The sequence below is a fragment of the Fructilactobacillus florum DSM 22689 = JCM 16035 genome, assembly GCF_001436645.1.
GTDB lineage: Bacteria > Bacillota > Bacilli > Lactobacillales > Lactobacillaceae > Fructilactobacillus > Fructilactobacillus florum.
In genome coordinates this window covers 49,193-68,641 of record NZ_AYZI01000006.1, presented here as the reverse complement: position 1 = coordinate 68,641, position 19,449 = coordinate 49,193, and the positions used below count along the sequence as shown (strand labels likewise).

The following is a 19,449-nucleotide window of genomic DNA, read 5'->3' as shown; positions in this document are numbered from 1 at the left end:
TGTACTCGTCAATTGATCTCAATTAACTTATTAATCGACAGCAGATAAAGATATTTACTGGTGACTGGTTGTTTTAGCATGTCAGCTAACGCCAAAGCATAAATATTAACCTGGCCAGCATACTGATTTTTAATTTTTTGAATATCAGTTTCAGGATGGTTAGGATTTACAAAGCTAGTTTTATAATCGAATAGGCAAACGCCTCGCTTTGGGTCTGCTAAATAACCATCAATAATACCATGCACCAACAATTGTTGTTTCGCATCGTGATGAAATTCTGTAAATAGGCGATCCGCATTGATTACTAGTGAAAAAGGAACTTCTCGCTGTAGTTGCTCGGGATGCTGCAAAATGCGTTGTCCAATTGTCGTCTGGTAAAAAGCTACAATCGCATCAACCTTAATATTGGCAGCAAGTTCTTGGGCTAACAGCTTTTCTGAAACTAGTTGTTGAATTAAAAGCTGCACTTGAACAACTGTAACCGGTTTTGTTACATCTACCTTCTGTAAAACTAAATGCGTAGCCGTTCCAACTTCTTGTGGACTAGGAATCCCCACTTGCTGCATAAACCGTGGTTCGGCAAAGTTCTGATTGTTGTAGCGTGTGTTTTTTAAAAGCTGGTGTTCTCGTTCATTAATACTCCCGAGTTGAATGTTATCAGGATCATCGAACTGGCGCTTAATCTCTGACACTGATTGATAAGCCGTCGTCTTCGTGGCATCCTTATAGGGGTATTGAAAATTCAAATATTGTTGCACTACGGACTGACTTAGTTGGGGGGTAGCACTTGTACTTTTAACCTGACTAACTTGCCGACCATTTGAACGTTGCAAATCAGACGCAGCCAGAAATTTGATTTGAAAAGCAGCGGAACTATCAACCAGCGACTGCTGCGCAATTTCCCCTGCCTGCGCTTGCTGCTGATACGTCTTCGTGCGCACCAGCGCTGGTCCAATCCAGTCTAAAAAGCTCTTCGCTTTTGCTCGTAATGCTACATCAAGCACTCGTTCTTCACTTTGAAGGGCCTGCTCCCATTTACTTAGCACTGTAGTCTCGGCATCCGCCTGGGGACTCCCCTTCACAATTCCCGTAATAATTAGTTTTTGCTTGGCGCGCGTGACTGCGACATATAACTTCCGCATTTCCTCTGACAGCATGCGTTGCCGACCTCTTTGCACAATGGCCAAATATTGCAATGAAGGAAATCGGGCTTTTTGATTCGGTAAATAACACCTAATACCAATTCCATAGTCAGCATCTAATACGCTCGCTGCCCGCAAATCAGTTTCATTAAAACCATGGTTGGCATCCATTAGAATCACCACAGGATACTCTAATCCCTTACTTCCATGAATTGTTTTAACTGTGACGGCATTTGCCTCTGCTTCAACTGGAGCTTCCCCCAAGTCTTGATTCTGTTTTTGGAGGCGCTTTACAAACTGCACAAAAGCAAACAGTCCACGAAAGCCATTTTTTTCATACTCCTCCGCTCGCTGATAGAGTGCGTGCAGATTGGCTTGTCGTTTTTTCCCAGCTGTCATGCCCCCTACATAATCCAAAAAACCTGTTTGTTCATAAATTTTCCAAATCAGTTCAGCTAAACGATGCTGAGTCGCAAAATCTCGCAGGTGCTGCAATCCTTGTAAAAAGTGTTGAACCTTTGCAAGAACCGCATCTCCGAAGGGAGTTGGTTGGTCGTGCTGATACAAATTGGGGAAATCAAGCACGGCTTGGAAATAATTCCCCATTTTTTTAGTGATTCGTAAAAAGGCCAGTTCATTTTCATTCATACCGACCATTGGCGAACGGAGCACGGCAGCTAATGGAATATCCTGATATGGATTATCGATCAGTTGCAGCAATGACATTACGATTTGAATTTCCGTCGTCTTAAAATAACTCTCCGAGCCATCGATCATAACTGGAATCTGGTGTTCAGCAAAAATGCTTGCGATTGAAAAATTGTTGTGCTTAGTTGCTGCTAACAATGCAATATCTCCATATTCAATCGGGCGCATTTGCTGCTGTTTACGATCATAAACCTGATACTGATCATGAATCAGTTGCTCAATGCGTTCCGCAATCATTTCAACCTGCTGTTGTTCATTAGGAACTTGCATTGTCACTTCATCAGGAACTGGTTCATCCGCTTTATAAAGAAGCACTTCTGTCTTCGTATCGAGCTGATCTGGATAATCATGCGCCCCAAATTTCAAGTAATTATCACCAGTATAATCAATTTCTCCCAGTTGCTGATTCATGATTTGGGAAAACAGTAAGTTCGTAAAATCATCGATATTTTGCACCGAACGAAAATTATCAGGCAACGTAATAAGCGTATTGTTTGGTTGATCGGGGTAGGTCTGGTATTTTTCCCCAAATAAACTAGGATCAGCTAACCGGAACCGATAGATTGACTGTTTGACATCCCCCACCATAAACAAATTTTCAGGGTCAGACCGTTTTAAAGCAGCTAAAATGGCATCCTGCAGTCGGTTATTATCCTGATACTCATCGATCATGATTTCATTCAGATATTTACGGAAATAGTCCTGAAGTTGTTGCCCGGCTGGCTCATCACTAGTTAAAATTTGTAGCGCAAAATGTTCAATGTCAATAAATTCATAAGTTCGTCGCTTCCGTTTGGTCTCCGCATAGGCAGTTGCAAATTGTTGTACTACCTTTACTAATTTACGCACGAGTTGTTCAGAGCGTTCCATGACCTGTTGGTTCTCGCTTTCACTGGCAAAAAAATAATCATCTTGGAGCTTTTGGAGCACTTTTTTAGCCATTGTTCGTCGTTCAGTCAGCTGCTGCTTAGCTACCAGTTGCTCATCATCAAGCTCTTTTTTTGAAATCCTGGGAACGTTATCAAATTTAAAATTGGAAAATTGCTCGCGAAGCTCATCCCAACTTTTTGTGGTCAGCTGGTTCGCCAAATTAGCTAATTTTTTTCGTTCAGCTTCAAAAAGATCCAAGTGTTTATCTAACCCTGCCTGCTCTGCTTGCTGAATCAATTGTTGCCAGTCCTGATCCATCTGTCGAAACTGATTTTGCATGGCTGGCAGTAACAGTTTTTGATACAAGGCACTATTCGTCAAAGCGCCAGACGTCGCATAAAATTCTGGCAGACAGGCAAGCCAATGCTGGAAATCAGGAGTGACATTAGCAAAATCATACAACTGAAATAGGACCGTGGTTAAACCATCATCACTGCGATCACTGGAAAAGTTTCTAGTTAATGCGGCAAAGCTCCCATCATCATTACCATAGAGCTGTTCGCGAACCGTTTCCCAAACCCGGTCCCGTAATAATCCTAATTCACTTTGATCCGTTAAAATCCGAAAATCAGGATCCAAGTTGATGATATAATAGTATTTTTTAACCAACCACTGACAAAAAGCATCCAGGGTTTCAATGTGGGCTGTTGGTAGCAAGCGCAACTGACTAACCAGTCGCTGCTTGAGTTGTGGATCCTGCGCCACATTTAGTTCATCAATGATCAGCGTCTTAATACGATCGCGCATTTCTTTAGCGGCAGCATTAGTAAAGGTCACAATCAGCAACTGATCAACATTCACCCCTGCCTTAATCTTTCTTAAAACTCGCTGGGTAAGGACACTCGTTTTTCCTGATCCAGCCGAAGCCGAAACGAGCGTATTCCCAGGAAAGTCTTCCTGAATCGCACGCCGTTGTCCAGGCGTCCACTCGGGTTTACTCATGTTGCTGTGCCTCCCTCATGATTTGCTGTAAAATCGTGTTTTTATCTTGGTTGATGATCTCTCGATACTGATTTTCTGGCAGCATTGGGTCAAATTGCATAATTGGTTTATAAGGTGAATATTGTAACGTTGAGGTTTGGTTATACTGCACGGGTGCCAAGGTAGTTTCTCCCGCAAAAATACGTGTTGCAGCTTGTTGCATTAATTTTTCGGTATGGTTTAACAATGCTTGTAGCTGTTCGGGAGTCACGGCTTGACTATTCTGGCGCAGCTGTCCGTCGTTTTTTAACGAAATGGGATAGATCGTGCTTAGATGAACCGGATCAGCCAGCGACTTAATAAATTCGGGATCATTAATTAAAATTCCACTTTCAAACCGATGTTTTTTTAACACCGCCGCTGTAATTTGTTGCTGATCATCCCAATTTTTAACCTCATTCGGTTTTAAAACTGGTGCAAAGATGTGCATATACAACGCGCCTGATATTTTCGCATCCGGTGCTCCTAACTGTGCTCGATTTTGCCAAAGTGCTTTTAAATATGTTAGTAATTGTAATTCTATTCCATCATAAACCGCATTGAGTTCTAATTTTTTATTTCCCGATTTATAATCAACCACTCCTAGATAATCATGATCAGCAACCTTTATCCGATCAATCCGATCAATGCGCCCTTGCACATTTAACTGATGTTGCTTATCTAAATCATAATGCAAACCTGCATAGGGCTGACCCGGACCAAAGGCAACTTCACTAACTGCCGGACGGGCTGGAGTATAACTTGCCTGAGTTCGCATGGTTTGTACCATCTCTTGGACAGTCTGGATTAACTGTGATTGCAAGTATTTCATTCGTTGAGAACTTTTCAAAATTTCATATTGATAATTAACGTCTTGTTCAATCATCTTAGTAGTAATTTCTAACACCAGTTCGCTAAGATCTGCATCGCTCAAAGCCGCCAGATCCAACCGTTGTTCTCTAACTGCTTTACTAAACTGATCCAGTGCTTCGTGGAAAAACTGTCCCGTATCGGTCGGACTAATTTCAAACTCCGATCGTTCACGGAGCTGCAATCCGTACTTTAAGAAATATTCGTATGGATTTTGATAAAAATCTTCTAATTTAGAAATTGAAGTCGTCAGATTCGTGCCATACAAGGCCGTTACAATCTCTGGACGTAAATTTTCCGGTTCATTCTTATACTGCAAGCTGGCAAGTAACCGCTTCGTTAACTGTTGTAGTCCTTGATCAGGTGCATTAAGTAATACTGTCTGCACCTGTTGCCAGTCACTACTTAGTGGCAAACCAGCCTTTTTACTAGCCAGAGAAGCTGGCAACAAATAATGTAGCGCCGATCGCGCCGTTCCTAGGTACGGAGTCAGATTAGTTTCTTGCCCAGTGGGAGTATCGTTAACCGTTCTGAGAGGTAAATCAAAATAATTTTGAATGCGAGCGACATATGGAGACAGTTGCTTTTGTTGCTCAGCCACATCACCCCCGAGATTATAGGAAAAATATAATCGATCACTCGGTGTCATCATTAACAGGTAATCATCATACGGCTCATTTAACATTTGTTGCGTGCTAGTTGCTTGCAGATACTGATCAGGATACAACCCTGCTTCTAATTGGTCACGATCTCCATCAGTTAGTAACTGCTGATTATCAATTTTCGCTGGAAAATTAGTGTCATCGGCACCTAAGATGAAAGTGATTTTTTTATCTGGAAGATGCACTCGACCCGCCTCAGAAATCGTAACTTGATCTAAAGTCGAAGGAATCTGAGAGTAGCTAGCTCCTACAAACCCGGCTTGCAACAATGACCAAAAATCGTCAACAACAAACTCATGCTGGCCTAGCACGGCTACATAGTCATCTAAAATCTGACAAAATTGATCCCAGACCTGTTCCGACTGGCGAGCGGCCTGTAACTGTCCTGCTTCAGTCGCGTTCGTCTGCCATTCTTGTAAACGAGCTGGCACGCCATGGTTAACCAAAAAGCGATACAAGACCGTCGCAGCCGTTTTCCCGTCGGGAGCTTGCTTTAACTGGCGATAAAACGGGGGCAAATTGTTTTTAATAAAGTGGCGAATCAGATTGATTTCTTTTGATAATTGTTGGTTTTTATCAACCACGACCCCAGTTTCAGCATTATAGGCTTGTGCATACATCCAATCTTGCGCTTGCGTCCACCGTTTTCCTTGGTATCCGTTTTTCAACACTAGATTTTCACACAATGCCACTGCCCGCCGATATCGGTTTAGTTCTAAAGGGTGTCCCTCGTCATCTTGAGGAAGTAATAATTCGGATTTTAAGAGCGCCATCACATCGTCATAGCGATAATTTTGGGCTCGATTAGGGCGGTCAATTGCTAATAAACTAGCTAACATCCCCACTAACGGGTGCTGATCCATCTGTTGTTGATTATCGGTGAAATATGGGATTTGTAACATTGAAAAAACCGGCTGTAAAATTGACTGATACTGGTCCAGCTGTCGCGCCGTTACCAAAATATCGCGATACCGATAGTTTCCAGTTGCTACCAATCGCCGAATCTCGGTTGCCAATTGCATTAATTCTGCAAAAGCCGTTTTAGTAACGCTGACCTGCAGCGCATCGTTTTGGTGGGGACTAGGCGGGAGCGGCGTCTCCATTTCATTACTAGCAATCCAATATTCTTCTAACTGTTGTAAGCCGAGTGCTTGCGACCGCGACGTTGCCCAACGATCAGCAAGCTTTTTTGCATGTTGCTCTGCATAATCAGTTAAATAATGATATAGCTGTGTCGGTTGCGCAAACAAGCTTTCCTCATTTGCTGCTATGGCTGCTTGAGTGAGATTTAAATCGATGGTGACTTGTGCCCTTGTAATCAGTGTCTGAATAATTTGTAACTCGCGGGCGGAAAAATTTTTAAACTGACTAAAATAAAAATGCATCGTACTAATTTGGGCATCATCCAGACCTAATAAATACTCGTTAAGTAGTTCCAGTAGTTCTGCTTGGTACAAGTATTGCCCATCGGTTCGTTGCACGAACTCTTGATAAATAATTTGTAGATCATGGAGTTTATCATGCAATTCGGGATTGACTTGGTCAGCTCCCAAATCACTTAGTTGCGCTAAGTTATCGGCACTAATGCCCCCTTGTTGTAGTTCCATTAGCTGATCGGCAACCTGTTGAATGAAGCCGGCTTGTTTCCCCTCACCACGGTAGACCGTCAAATCAGCCCGCCGATCTTCAATAATTTGATAAATTATCATATTAATTGCCATTGGTGATAATTTCGGCAACTGATAAGCAGCTTTAGTATTCAGAAAATACCACACTAGTCGCGAAAATGAGAAAATTTGCAATTGATTTTGCGCATAAACTGGCTGCTGTTTTTGATTTAAACTCCGCAGCGTTTGCAATTCTGATTCAAATTTAACGTTATTAGGTACCACATAAAAAAAGGTGTCTGTCCTTTTTTTTGCCATTTGGTGCTGTAGATCGTCGATAACGGCACCGGCATGGTCAGCACTCCCTGGTCCCAAAATAAATTTTAAAGTCATTAATTCTCCTTACTGCTTGCAACAACGCCCACCGACTGATTAAGAAAGCGATCCGTTACAACTGCTTGCATCACTAAACTAGCCATTGTTTCATATGAAACTTCTCCAGCTGGCATCTGGGTTCCTTCGGCAAACAAATTAATTGGACGAGTTCCACCCGCAACTAAATCTCCAGGACGAAAAATCGTATAGGGAACTTCAGTTTCATCAATCACCTTTACCGCATATCGCTGTTCACGCAGGTACTCGGGAACATCATTGATCTCGTTATATTTCAAACTCCCTTGTACTTCTTGATCAATTCCCGCCGTAGCAATCATAATAATCCGATTGATTGATCCCTTCCGTACCAATGGATGGTCTAACACTTCGGGGATCACAAAGTCAGTCCCATGCCCAGATAATGCAAAAATAATTATTAGTGGTACTTGTGTTTGCAGTTGATTTATCTGCGCCAGTTGCTCGCTCGTTCCAGCTATCTGAGTTAGGGACCAGTGGGAATCATCCTGAAAACGCATCTTAATCCCAGTTGCTAGCGGACCAGTGCCAACCAGTAAAATTTGTTTCATTTGTGTCATGAGCGCCCTCTCTCTTTCAACTAGCAAACCACTTTTTAAACTAGCTCTATTTTAAATCATTTTAAGGTTAGCTGAACAATCTCTGAATTTTTAAAAATAAATAAAGTTCGTGTTTGAAAAAATATCGCGCTCGTTGTATGATTAATTAGAACTTATTTCGTTAATTAACGAACTTTATTTAAAGGAGTTAGGTATGGGAACCAGAATAGCAACTTTTTTTCATTTTAAAGAACTCAGGACTAATTTCAAGACCGAAACCCTTGCCGGGATTACTACATTTATTTCTATGGTTTACATTCTGTTTGTAAATCCGAACGTTCTCGGAGCAACGGGAATGGACAAAGGAGCCGTCTTCACGGCGACCGCCATGGCAACTGCTTTTGGTTGTATCTTGATGGGCGTCTTAGCGAACTATCCGTTTGCCCTTTCCGCCGGATTGGGAATCAATGCTTTCTTTGCTTACTCTGTCTGTATTGGAATGAAAATTCCTTGGCAAACAGCCATGAGCGGAGTTTTAATTGCTGCCGTTCTTTTTGTCTTACTAACAGCCGTCAAATTAAGAGAGTTGATTATTAATGCCATCCCAACCGATCTTAAAGCAGCCATCGGTGGCGGAATCGGACTATTTATCGCCTTTCTTGGATTTAACAACGGGGGACTCGTTGTTGCTAATAAAGATACCCTTGTCAGTCTGGGATCACTCACCACTCCCACAACCCTTCTGACAATTGCCGGGCTATTAATTACCCTCTTTTTGATGAGCGCCCGCATTCCTGGCGCAATTTTTATCGGAATGGTACTGTCTTCCATCATTGGCATGGGAACCGGCTTGATCAAACTTCCTAGTGCACTGGTTGCAGGAGTTCCCAGCATTAAGTCAACTTTTCTCGTCAGCCTTTCTAATCTCGATAAGATTAATACCCCGCAATTATTTGTAGTTGTTCTAACCTTTCTCTTAGTGACCTTCTTCGATACAGCAGGGACGTTAATCGGTCTAGCAGAACAGGCCGGCTACATGAAAAATAACCAGATGCCACGAGTCGGACGGGCGCTCGCTGCCGATTCTACTACCATGCTAGTAGGTTCTCTCCTCGGAACCTCTCCCATGAGTGTTTACGTAGAATCATCGGCAGGAATTGCTGTCGGTGGACGCTCCGGATTCACCGCAGTTGTCACCGGAATAATGTTTGTTCTAGCAACTTTCTTTTCGCCACTTCTTTCGGTTATCACTAGTCAAATTACAGCCCCAGCCCTTATCATTGTCGGCGTTTTAATGGCGAAATCCCTAGCACAAGTCAATTGGAACAAATTCGAGGTAGCCGCTCCCGCTTTTCTAATTGCCATTGGGATGCCCCTTACTTACAGTATTTCAGATGGAATTGCTTTGGGATTCATTGCTTATCCAATTACCATGATTGCTGCCAAACGTGGTAAAGAAGTTGGTCTCATGATGTATGGTCTTGCCATCATTTTCGTGATATTTCTATGGATTCTCAATCAATAATCTTTAAAAGTGATAAACTTGATTTGAAGTTATTTTTCCTATCAAGTGAGGCTTACCTATATGTATACAATTTCAGACTATTTGCTCGATATCCTAAAATATTTGCGTGTCACCGACGTGGTCGGGGTTCCTGGTGACTACAATTTAAATTTCTTAGATCACCTTGAGCAGCGAACCGATTTAACCTGGCGGGGTAATCTGAATGAATTAAATGCTGCCTATTTAGCAGACGGTTATGCTCGTAAAAATGGTTTTAGTGCCCTAGTAACAACCTTTGGTGTTGGTGAACTGAGTGCCCTTAACGGTTTAACCGGTAGTCAGGCTGAGCGTGTTCCTGTTTTAGAGATTGTGGGAACTCCCGCTACTACAACCCAACAAACCCGACAACTCGTTCACCACTCGCTACCTCATCAGGATTTTAGTTTTTCTAAGCAAATCCATCAAAACCTCGGTATAATTACCGGTCAAATAACGGTCAATAACGCCATTACGGAAATCAATCGTGTCATCCAAGCCATGTTACAAACCAAGCAACCCGGCTATCTTCAATTACCAGTAAACCTAGCTAATTTACAGGTCAACCCAGTTTTCAAGACCCGCATTCCAACACTAATTGCTGGGTCAACAAAACCAGAGACACCACCACTAACGCTATTAAACGACATTTGCCAACAATTAAACACGGCACAACATCCCGTGCTTATCATTGGATCTGCGGTCGAACGTTTTCACCTTAAAAACGTTGTCCAAAAATTTATTACTAAGCACCAGTTACCTTTTGTCGATCTAAATGAAAGTAAGGGGGTTATTGACGAAAATATCCCTCAATTCATAGGTACCTATACCGGCAATATCTCTAATCCGGTGGTTCAGCAATTCATGCAACAAGCCGATCTTTATTTAGCACTCGGACCAATCTTATCAGATGTTAGCACGGGTGGTTTTACGCAAACCTTTGCTAACTACAACACCATTTTACTGACTCCGCAAGAAATTAACTTTTTAGGTGAACAGCGTTTCCCAGCAAATCCAGAGAATTTTACTGCGACAATTAAGGCGCTTTGCCAGAGCCCTAACGTCTGTCATCAAGCCGGTCCCACAAATCCATTTCAGTTGACTCCCCTGCCAAGTGGACAGCAACAGCCTCTGACAGAAGATTTTTATCGTCAGGCCCTGGAAACCTTCGTACAAACCGGTGATACTCTAGTGGTAGAACACGGAACCTCCCTTTTCGCATTAGAAAATAATCGGTTGCCTGGAGATAATTGCTATATTTGTCAATCTTTATGGGCTGCGATTGGCTATACCTTTCCAGCCGCGCTCGGTGCTAGCTTAGCAAATCGCCAGCACCGAGTCATCCTATCAATTGGTGAGGGATCAATCTTATTGTCACTGCAAGAACTCGCTTTTGCTATTAAAAACCAATTAAAACCGTTAATTTTTATTTTAGATAACCAAGGTTATACCATCGAACGAGTTATTCAGGGGTTAACTGCTTCATATAATGATGTTCCCCAGCTTAATTACCAAACGCTCCTGCCCGCTTTTGGTGCCACTGCAAAGACGGCTCAATTCTTTGACGTCAAAACTAACGCTGAGCTAATTAGTGTCTTGAAAAAACTACAACCGGCAAACCAACCGCTAACTATTGTGCAACTTCGGCTTGAAAAAACGGATGCTCCAGCAAATTTAAAAAAATTCAGTAAACTAGTTAAAAAAAATAATCAAAAATAAAGCTGCCCGTAATAAGGACAGCTTTATTTTTTAAACATACCCTTAGCAAGCAACTGTGTTAACCCCAGTCCTTTCTTGACTACCGTCTTAAATTAAAAACTGGATAAATTAGAAATTTCAGTCTATCCAACTACGTTAAGCGAGCTTAACTAACAATCATAATAGCAACTAGCAGTAATCCAAAGTAAAACAATACCGGTAGGGCGTTTTCACGCAGTACCTGTCCCTCTTTGCCAGTTAGACCGACTACCCCACTTACCGCTACAATATTATGAATGCAAATCATGTTTCCGATCGAAGCCCCAATCACTTGTAGCGCCAACACAAGGTCAACATCCAGACCAGCATCCTTAGCCACACTTGCCTGTACCGGTGCAAATGTCAAGGTTGAAACAGTCGTACTGCCAGTTACAAATGATCCCAATCCACCTAACAGTGGTGCAATTCCGAGCCAAATTCCACTAAAGGCGTGCGCTAATTTTTCTGCCAAAAATTCTGGCATGCTAGCTAAAGAACTGGTATTAATCCCTGAATTAGTGAACACTTGAACCATTACCAGCGTTACTACCAACGCCAAAACAGTATACTTCATCGAAACAACTACTTGTTTGGTCTCCGTGCCAAAGTCCGCCCAAGATACCCGATGAATTAATAACGTTACAATCGCCACTAACACCAGCACCGTCCCTGGCGAAGCCAATAATAACCACTCGGAGTTAATCGTCTTAAAGCCCAAGATTTTCATCCAGGACAGGTTGACCTGGTTAGTTAAGAAATGATGGATTGCTGGTACAAATTTAGGTAAAACCAACAAAATCACCGTTAATACGTAGGGAAACCACGCTAGCCATAGCGGCATAGTCACTGACTCAGCCGAATTCAACTCACGAGACTGAGGCGTCTGCTGCCAAGGGTGTTTTTCAAGCTTGGCGGGTAGAAGGAAATGCAACCGAATCGTCAGAACTGCTAAGCCTAACGCCCCAATCGAACTAATAATGGCCACCATTTCGTGTCCCAAAAAATGTTGGGTTATCCAACCAATCCCGTTATAGCAAAAACCAATTAGCAAAGCCCACGGTGCTAATTCTAAGACGCTGCCAAGCTTATTTTTTTGCTGCTGATTTGGGAGTAATACGACTAGTAAAAAGATTAAAATTAATGGCAAAAACGTTCCACTAATTAATTCAACGGTCGTAATTTTGGTGCTAACGTTCTCCAGACCCCCAGCGGAGAGCGTATTACTAAGACCAACTGTCAACGGAGTCCCTACTGCGCCAAAAGAAGAAGCAGTCGAATCAGCAGCTAAGGCCAACACTACCGCAGACAACGGTTTAAAACCCAGTGCAATTAGCAGTGGCGCGGTTACCATTGCCGGGGTTCCAAACCCGGAAACCCCTTCAATTAAGGATCCAAAGAGAAAGGTCACAATCACTGCTTGCAGTCGCATATCCGTAGTTAATCGTGTAAACCCAAGGTTAATTCGTTGAATGGAATTAGTGAATTCCAAGGCTCGTAGCAACAGGAGTGCTCCAAATAAAATCCAAACAATCGGCAAACTCTTGTGAATTCCTTGCAATAAGGAAGCAGTTACGGCCAAAATCGGCATTTTCCAAAAGAAAAATCCGACTATCATAATCATGACAGCACTAATCCCCATCCCCTTGGGAGCAGGCCAATTTAAAACCCCCAAAAAGAATACTGGTAACAGAATTGGTAGCACCGACAGCAATAAATACATAAAAACCCCAATCTATCTTATTTTCTAAAAAGTCGGACAACATCACTAAATTTATTTTACGGGAGTTGGCTATACTTTTCAGCAACTAGCTCTCTATCCCGGCGGTAAGCATTCGATTATTTTTGCTGTTGTTGCCAATTGGTTAACTTATCAATGCAAAATTGGAGATAGGCGGGATTATGCTCGGGGTACAACGGCTCCGTTGGAGGAATCGGACTGATGGTTTCATAGGGCGGGCAACTTTTACCGCGATAACAGGCATCATACCAGTGCTCATCTGGATGGTATCCGCGCCGTTTCATTTCATCTAGCACTTTAACGTGAAATTGGTAGAGCTTATAAGGCGAATAATTAAAAACGTAATTAACCGTTGCATGTTTACGTCCCCACCCATTGCCGCGCAGAGCAGCGCATTCTCGATGTTGCCCTAACAGTTGCTGTCGTGGCAGGGTTGGGATTAAAGCCTCATGCCAGAGTCTCATAAATTACTCCTTTTTCAAATAAAAAAACAGTCCTGCCCATTCGCAAAACTGCTTACTAACTACATGGCTAAACTAACCGCTTGTCAAACCATTTAGCCAACAGCGATAAACTATAATTAACTACAAAATAGAGTGCTGCAATCGTAATAAACATCGGAACCATATATTTAGGGTTCTGCCCATAAATTACCTGAGAACGAAACATTAATTCAGGTAAAACGATTGCTGTCGCCAACGATGTATCCTTTACTAGCGAAATGAATTGGGAAATCAACGGTGGAATCGAGCGCTTCAACGCTTGGGGAAGAATAATGTACCAAAGCGTCTGCACCTTGTTCATCCCGGTTGAAAGGGCTCCCTCAGTCTGTCCAATTCCCACCGAAAGTAAGCCTCCGCGGATGATTTCTGCAACCATTGTCGCTTCAAAAACAGACATCGCAAAGACCGTTGCCGAAAAAGCATTCAGTTCAACTCCCAATTTTGGTAGCGCAAAGTAGGTGAAAAAGATAATTAACAGGAGGGGAAGATTTCGAATTGTGTTTACGATTAGGCGAACTGTTTTGGTAAAGTACGGAACTTTTTCATATAAAATAATTCCCAAAACAGAGCCGGCAATAAAGCTAATAATAATTGAGATTATGGAAACTCCCACGGTCACGCCTAGACCCTTAAGTAGATACTGGACGTTACTGGTACTAAATGCTCCACTCATCGAATAACCTCCTTTCCAATCCGATTTTCAAGTCGTTTGACCACCCAGGAAACGGAGGCCGTAATCAATAGATACAAAATTCCTACAATAATGTACGTATTAAATGGATCCAAGTTGGCCCCCGAAATAACATTTGCTTGGTACATCAAATCAAATCCCGCCACAAATGATAAAATCGAAGAATTTTTAACTAAGTTAATAAACTGATTCCCAAGTGAGGGAATTGCCAGCCGGAAACCTTGGGGTAAAACAATGTGGGTCATTGCTTGGGTATAGGTCAAACCATTTGACCGGGCACCCTCCATTTGACCAGCATCAACCGAAGCAATTCCTCCGCGCAAACACTCAGCAATAAAAGCTGATGTATAGAGAATTAACCCAATGGTTCCAGACCAAAAACCACCGATTTTAAAACTCGATGAAACTACGACGTAGAAAAACATAGTGATCACTAGCAACGGAATATTCCGAAAGAATTCGACAAAAGCGGTCCCAATGATTCGCAGACTACGGCTCGGTGCCAGTTCTAAAAGTGCAAAAATTGTCCCTAATAAGAGCGAGCCGACCAAGCCAATCACAGAGGAAAGGATCGTCACCCAGAAACCATTTAAAATGGTTTGCCAATTTTGTGTAAAAATATCGATCATTTTGTGAGCTCCCTCCAATCCAATCCCGGAATGTTTGAGAACCATTTCTGGATCAACCGGTTATAAGTGCCGTTGTCAATCGTTTCTTGTAACGCTCGATCTACCGCCTTGCGTAATGACGCCTGTCCTTTATTGACTGCTAACCCATATGGCTGGTTAGTAAAAGGTTTGCCCACAACTTGGGTATCATGACTCTGTTGGGCGAGCCCATACAAAATGGCATTATCGGTCGTAATGGCATCCCCTTGTCCAGATTCTAGGGCGCTTAAAGCCTGCGAGTTATCCGGCATGGCAATCACCTTAGCATTTGGCGCGAATTTCTTCATTGTATCCAGCGCCGTTGTTCCCATGATTCCAATTACCGTATATTTAGGATTATTTAAATCACGAATGCTCGTAACTGGTGACCCTTTTTTCACTAAAATAGATTGTCCCGCGGGAAAATATGACTTAGTAAAATCAACCACCTTGGCCCGTTCCGGCGTAATTGTCATCGATGCAGCTACTGCATCAACTTGGTTATTTTTTAGTAATTGAATTTTAGAATTCGTGGTTACTGGTGTGAACTCTGGTTTAATTGTGGTTCCTTGATCTTTTGCAATTTGCGCAGTTACTGCTCGGGCAATATCCACATCAAAGCCCTGACTTTCACCAGTTTTAGGATCAATCAAGCCAAATAGTCGGGTATCACACTTAACCCCCCACCGCATTGTGTGTGTTTCTTTGACGGTTTGCAGCTTATCAGTTCCCTTGAGTTGCTGCTTTTGCGCATTAATTCCAAAAAAGATGCCACCAATGATGACCAAGACTAGGATCACAGATGCCACTAGCCCGATGCGTTTTAGTTTAAATTTACTCATGCTAGGTCACCTCGATTTCTAATGATGCTCAACTTGTGATAAGAACTTACGAGCTCGTTCGCTCTTAGGATGTGCAAAGAAAGTATCCGTATGTTCGTCTTCCATGATCCGACCATCGGCCATAAAAATTACTCGGTCAGCAACGGCCTGCGCAAACTCCATTTCATGGGTCACCACCAGCATCGTCATGTCAGAATTTTTAGCAATGTCCCGCATAACGCTTAACACACTACCAACCATTTCTGGATCAAGAGCTGACGTCGGTTCATCGAACAATAGAACCTTGGGATCCATTGCTAATGAACGCGCAATTGCAATTCGTTGTTGCTGGCCTCCAGATAACTGGGCCGGATATTTGGGTGCCTGATCAGATAAGTCGACCCGTTTCAGGAGCTGCTGTGCAATTTTTTCGTTTTCTTCTGGCTTTCGTTTAAGCACTAAGCGTGGTGCTAACATAATATTTTCTAGAATTGTTTTGTTATTATATAAATTAAAATGTTGAAACACCATACCAACATCGGTTCGTAGTTGGTTTAAATTTGTCTGACTGCTAGACACATCGGCTCCATCAACTACTAATGAACCTTTCTGAATCGTTTCTAAACCATTAATCGTTCTCAAGAGGGTTGATTTCCCTGAACCAGAAGGTCCGATTAACACAACCGTCTCTCCAGCATCAATTTCTAAATTAATATCATGCAGGGCATGAAAATCCCCATAATATTTATCGACATCTTTAAATTTAATAATCGCTGACATTCGCATGTCCCTCCTTTTATTAGGAATTTATTAAGCAGTTATTTTCAATTTTACGTAACTTAGTAGCAAAAAACCAGCTTTTATGTTGCTTTTTGTAACATCTGAAGCTTGTCACGGTACTAACGACATCGTTTACTAGGCAACAACGTCGCTATAACGACCCCTAGAAGCAATAAAGTTCGTTTTGTCACTGCTTTCGTCGTCATATCGTTTCAACTCCTTACAATAAGGGTGACAATAACCGACTAAAATGTTGTTTAAAGTTCAACCAATGCGATTGACTAGCAAATACTGCTGTCGTTTGGGGCGTACTGGCAGCAACACTCTCAGCAAAGATCGCTTCAAACTGATCAGCCAACTCTTTATCATAGATAAAGGCATTACATTCAAAGTTAAGTTCAAAACTTCGATAATCTAAGTTAGCAGATCCGACTGATACAATTTCACCATCAACTACTACCGTTTTAGCGTGAATAAACCCTTGGTTATATGCGTAAACTTTAATCCCCAACTCTACTAGTCTTCGTGAATAGTACTGAGTCGCCCGATAAACAAAGGGATGATCTGGCATATTTGGTGTTACAATTTGGACGTCAACCCCTGACTGAACAGCAATTTTAAGGGCATCCAGAACTGAAGAATCTGGAATTAAATACGGCGTAGTAATCTTGATCGAATGTTCTGCCAAAGAAATCATCTTGATGTAACCAGTTTTAATCTGTTCTAACTGTGGATCCGGACCGCTAGACACAATTTGCATCATTGCAGCTCCCTGATTCTCTATTTCTGGGAAATACTTGGCACTCTGCACTGGCAAATTAGGATCAATGGCCGTCGTGGGATCTGTTCCGTTCCAATCTAGTAAAAAGCGAGATTGTAACCCATAAACTCCCTTACCATAGATTCTAATCATGCCGTCCCGCCAATTTCCAAATTTTGGTTTGCGACCTAGATACTGATCACCAATATTAAAACCACCAATATAGCCGTACTTTCCATCAATGACCACTACCTTGTGGTGATCGCGAAAGTTTACTCGCATATCGAGCAGATTAAACCGGTTGTGAAGAAACGGAAAAGCATGCCCACCAGCTTGCAGCAGCGGTTTAAAAAACTTTTGCGTGGTCCCTAAAGAACCCCAGTCATCATAAATAACCCGCACATCAACTCCCGCTTGGGCCTTCTTTACCAGCAAATCCAGCGTTTGATGACCGATTTTATCAGCATAAAACGTATAAAATTCAATGTTAATAGAACTTTCAGCGGCCTCGAGATCAGCAAAAAATTGTTTAAAGAATGGTTCCCCATCTGTATACGTCTCTACCTCGTTATTCGACAACAACGGGGCTGTATCTGAATTCATGAACATTTCAATCAAGCCAGAAGCTTTCTTAATAATCTGCTGATTCGTGGTCAATCCTGGTCCTTTGAGACCAGCCAACTCTTGCTTTTGTTCTTTGATTACTTGATCAACCTGACGCCGGCTACTATCAGATAACCGTACTAATTGATTTTTGGGTAAGCGCCGCCCAAAAAAGGAATAAATGATAAATCCAACAACGGGAATCAAAATCAAAACTAGTAGCCAAGCCCACGTGGCTGCAATGTTTCGTGGCTGCCGAAAAACTGTTATTACTGCTGCAATCGTATTGATCACAATGATTGCTAAGAAAATTAGTAGAAAAATGTTCATATACTGGCTCCTCTCTCTACTATTTATCATACTAGAACCCTAGCAAAAATGTCGGGTTTTTTCGTCAGGCCAGTGGATCCCATGGCAACAGGGTTTGTGCTGGTTGTTCTAATACCAACTGGTCAGTTGCATCCAAGTAGTCACGCTTAACAACTACTTCATAGGTAAATTCATCCATCCAATTATCTGCCATTACAAAATAGCCTTTAACTCCAACTTGATCGCCCCAACTATTTTCAACTTTCCATTTAACCGGTTGTCCCTTTTGCAAATCAACCCCCGTGAGAGTCATCGCATGGCTAACTTCTGCATCATGCATGGAAAATCTTTCCGCTTTTGTGAGCTGCGGTTCAAGTCCAAACAACTGTGCTTCTTGGTATAGATCACGGTCCAATAAACCAGCCTGACGATCTGACTGCTGTAAGACATCATTACCAAACCAGACACTAATTCCTGCCTGCAATTGTTTAATAGCTGCCTGCTTAAGCTTACTCATTGGTAAATTAATAAATTCAATTTCACGCCCACCGACCACGTTGTTCTGACTAGGTAGGGCAAATTTTTGTTGCATCGGTTTGCTAGGATCATTACTTAAAACCACATATTGATCCAAATCATTCGAGAAATATTTTTGATAAAACTGGATCGGCGTAAGTCCCTGATCGAGCTGATATTGGTGCTGATCATCCCGGTACTCGAAGTCAAATTGCGCCGGTGGTTCCCCCAAACTTTCTGAAACCATTCGGTAAACGGTTGCAAGGGCCGCCGTTTTAGCTTGGTTAAGTTGTTCATCACTTGCTTGCTGTTGAATTAAATTTCTTAACTTTAGTGCATCACTGCGGAGGGTTCGGTTCAGTAATTGTTCAAGCGCTGCCGTATTTTCGGTGTTAGCAGTCTCTGGAAATGTTTCACGTGGAACAACTCCATATTTTTCAATTAGGGCCGCCGCCATCGCCCATTGTCCCCCATCGGACCCTGGATTATCCAGATAATAAGAAACTTCTCGATCATGAACTGGTTGGTTGGCAAGTGCAATCATGCGATCATAAAAAATATTAGCACGCTCCAATTTGTCCCAAAAAAACAAGTAACTTTCTGATAGCTCAAAATCTTTAAAGTGATATTGTGCTGCAAATTGGTGGCGCAGCGTATTTAAAATCGAAAAAAGCCAACACCGTCCGCTTTTCTTTTGATTAGCAACCTTGCCCGTCGGTAACTCAATTGAAAATGTTCGATTCAACTTTGCCGGCACCTGAGCATTGTAGGCTGCCTGTTTAATCCCGTTTTTAGCCACTGCATTAGTAATCATCCGATAATCCGGACGAGCATGAAGCTGAGCTTGCAAGCTCTGAATAACATCTGGCGTAAGGGGGTGATTGAACTCTGTCATGAGGTTTGCTCCTTTAAATTTTAGTTGTCATTCTAGCCGTTTCTCAATAAAATAGCAATTTCAGAAAATAAAAAAGCTGA

13 protein-coding genes are annotated in these 19,449 nt (G+C 42.2%); 2 read left to right on the top strand and 11 right to left on the bottom strand.

Going from position 1 to position 19,449, the window contains the following annotated elements; translation table 11 throughout:
* Positions 1–8: 8 nt before the first annotated feature.
* Genes addA through FC87_RS04315 form a run of 3 tightly spaced genes read right to left on the bottom strand, consistent with a single transcriptional unit; the run spans position 9 to position 7,850 of the window.
* Positions 9–3,722: a helicase-exonuclease AddAB subunit AddA gene (addA, locus tag FC87_RS04325; protein WP_056961730.1), complete on the bottom strand. Its 3,714-nt coding sequence runs from the start codon at positions 3,720–3,722 to the stop codon at positions 9–11.
* Positions 3,715–7,272 (bottom strand): PD-(D/E)XK nuclease family protein, encoded by a 3,558-nt coding sequence (locus FC87_RS04320; protein ID WP_035421811.1) that lies wholly within the window; start codon positions 7,270–7,272, stop codon positions 3,715–3,717. The genes addA and FC87_RS04320 overlap by 8 nt, the downstream gene beginning before the upstream one ends.
* Positions 7,272–7,850 (bottom strand): NAD(P)H-binding protein, encoded by a 579-nt coding sequence (locus FC87_RS04315; protein ID WP_051393797.1) that lies wholly within the window; start codon positions 7,848–7,850, stop codon positions 7,272–7,274. The genes FC87_RS04320 and FC87_RS04315 overlap by 1 nt, the downstream gene beginning before the upstream one ends.
* 193 nt (positions 7,851–8,043) lie before the next feature.
* Here FC87_RS04315 and FC87_RS04310 point away from each other — a divergent pair, with 193 nt between their 5' ends.
* Positions 8,044–9,354, top strand: a complete 1,311-nt coding sequence (locus FC87_RS04310) for an NCS2 family permease (RefSeq protein ID WP_035421813.1) — start codon at positions 8,044–8,046, stop codon at positions 9,352–9,354.
* 60 nt (positions 9,355–9,414) lie between these two features.
* A complete protein-coding gene (locus FC87_RS04305) occupies positions 9,415–11,088 on the top strand; it encodes an alpha-keto acid decarboxylase family protein (protein WP_035421815.1) in 1,674 nt (557 codons plus the stop codon).
* 145 nt (positions 11,089–11,233) lie between these two features.
* On the opposite strand, the gene FC87_RS04300 is transcribed toward FC87_RS04305, so the two are convergent.
* From FC87_RS04300 to FC87_RS04265, 8 genes are all read right to left on the bottom strand, one after another.
* A complete protein-coding gene (locus tag FC87_RS04300) occupies positions 11,234–12,826 on the bottom strand; it encodes an L-lactate permease (RefSeq protein ID WP_009166424.1) in 1,593 nt (530 codons plus the stop codon).
* A 116-nt stretch (positions 12,827–12,942) separates the two neighbouring features.
* Positions 12,943–13,308 carry a TIGR02328 family protein gene (locus FC87_RS04295; RefSeq protein ID WP_009166423.1) on the bottom strand — a complete coding sequence of 122 codons (366 nt, stop codon included), beginning with the start codon at positions 13,306–13,308 and terminating at the stop codon, positions 12,943–12,945.
* A 67-nt stretch (positions 13,309–13,375) separates the two neighbouring features.
* Positions 13,376–14,020, bottom strand: a complete 645-nt coding sequence (locus FC87_RS04290; protein ID WP_035421817.1) for an amino acid ABC transporter permease — start codon at positions 14,018–14,020, stop codon at positions 13,376–13,378.
* Positions 14,017–14,667 carry an amino acid ABC transporter permease gene (locus FC87_RS04285; RefSeq protein ID WP_035421819.1) on the bottom strand — a complete coding sequence of 217 codons (651 nt, stop codon included), beginning with the start codon at positions 14,665–14,667 and terminating at the stop codon, positions 14,017–14,019. Before FC87_RS04285 ends, FC87_RS04290 begins: the two co-directional genes overlap by 4 nt.
* Positions 14,664–15,527: a transporter substrate-binding domain-containing protein gene (locus tag FC87_RS04280; RefSeq protein ID WP_009166422.1), complete on the bottom strand. Its 864-nt coding sequence runs from the start codon at positions 15,525–15,527 to the stop codon at positions 14,664–14,666. Before FC87_RS04280 ends, FC87_RS04285 begins: the two co-directional genes overlap by 4 nt.
* 18 nt (positions 15,528–15,545) lie before the next feature.
* Positions 15,546–16,286: an amino acid ABC transporter ATP-binding protein gene (locus FC87_RS04275; RefSeq protein WP_009166421.1), complete on the bottom strand. Its 741-nt coding sequence runs from the start codon at positions 16,284–16,286 to the stop codon at positions 15,546–15,548.
* Between the two features lie 220 nt (positions 16,287–16,506).
* Positions 16,507–17,979, bottom strand: coding sequence for a cardiolipin synthase (gene cls / locus FC87_RS04270; protein WP_056961728.1), 1,473 nt, complete (start codon positions 17,977–17,979; stop codon positions 16,507–16,509).
* A 64-nt stretch (positions 17,980–18,043) separates the two neighbouring features.
* Positions 18,044–19,369, bottom strand: a complete 1,326-nt coding sequence (locus tag FC87_RS04265) for a C1 family peptidase (protein WP_035421823.1) — start codon at positions 19,367–19,369, stop codon at positions 18,044–18,046.
* Between the last annotated feature and the right edge of the window lie 80 nt (positions 19,370–19,449).

Excerpts from the sequence above, each read along its gene's own strand:
- addA (WP_056961730.1), bottom strand. The coding sequence starts at position 3,722 with ATGAGTAAACCCGAGTGGACGCCTGGACAACGGCGTGCGATTCAGGAA.
- FC87_RS04320 (WP_035421811.1), bottom strand. The coding sequence starts at position 7,272 with ATGACTTTAAAATTTATTTTGGGACCAGGGAGTGCTGACCATGCCGGT.
- FC87_RS04315 (WP_051393797.1), bottom strand. The coding sequence starts at position 7,850 with ATGACACAAATGAAACAAATTTTACTGGTTGGCACTGGTCCGCTAGCA.
- FC87_RS04310 (WP_035421813.1), top strand. The coding sequence starts at position 8,044 with ATGGGAACCAGAATAGCAACTTTTTTTCATTTTAAAGAACTCAGGACT.
- FC87_RS04305 (WP_035421815.1), top strand. The coding sequence starts at position 9,415 with ATGTATACAATTTCAGACTATTTGCTCGATATCCTAAAATATTTGCGT.
- FC87_RS04300 (WP_009166424.1), bottom strand. The coding sequence starts at position 12,826 with ATGTATTTATTGCTGTCGGTGCTACCAATTCTGTTACCAGTATTCTTT.
- FC87_RS04295 (WP_009166423.1), bottom strand. The coding sequence starts at position 13,308 with ATGAGACTCTGGCATGAGGCTTTAATCCCAACCCTGCCACGACAGCAA.
- FC87_RS04290 (WP_035421817.1), bottom strand. The coding sequence starts at position 14,020 with ATGAGTGGAGCATTTAGTACCAGTAACGTCCAGTATCTACTTAAGGGT.
- FC87_RS04285 (WP_035421819.1), bottom strand. The coding sequence starts at position 14,667 with ATGATCGATATTTTTACACAAAATTGGCAAACCATTTTAAATGGTTTC.
- FC87_RS04280 (WP_009166422.1), bottom strand. The coding sequence starts at position 15,527 with ATGAGTAAATTTAAACTAAAACGCATCGGGCTAGTGGCATCTGTGATC.
- FC87_RS04275 (WP_009166421.1), bottom strand. The coding sequence starts at position 16,286 with ATGTCAGCGATTATTAAATTTAAAGATGTCGATAAATATTATGGGGAT.
- cls (WP_056961728.1), bottom strand. The coding sequence starts at position 17,979 with ATGAACATTTTTCTACTAATTTTCTTAGCAATCATTGTGATCAATACG.
- FC87_RS04265 (WP_035421823.1), bottom strand. The coding sequence starts at position 19,369 with ATGACAGAGTTCAATCACCCCCTTACGCCAGATGTTATTCAGAGCTTG.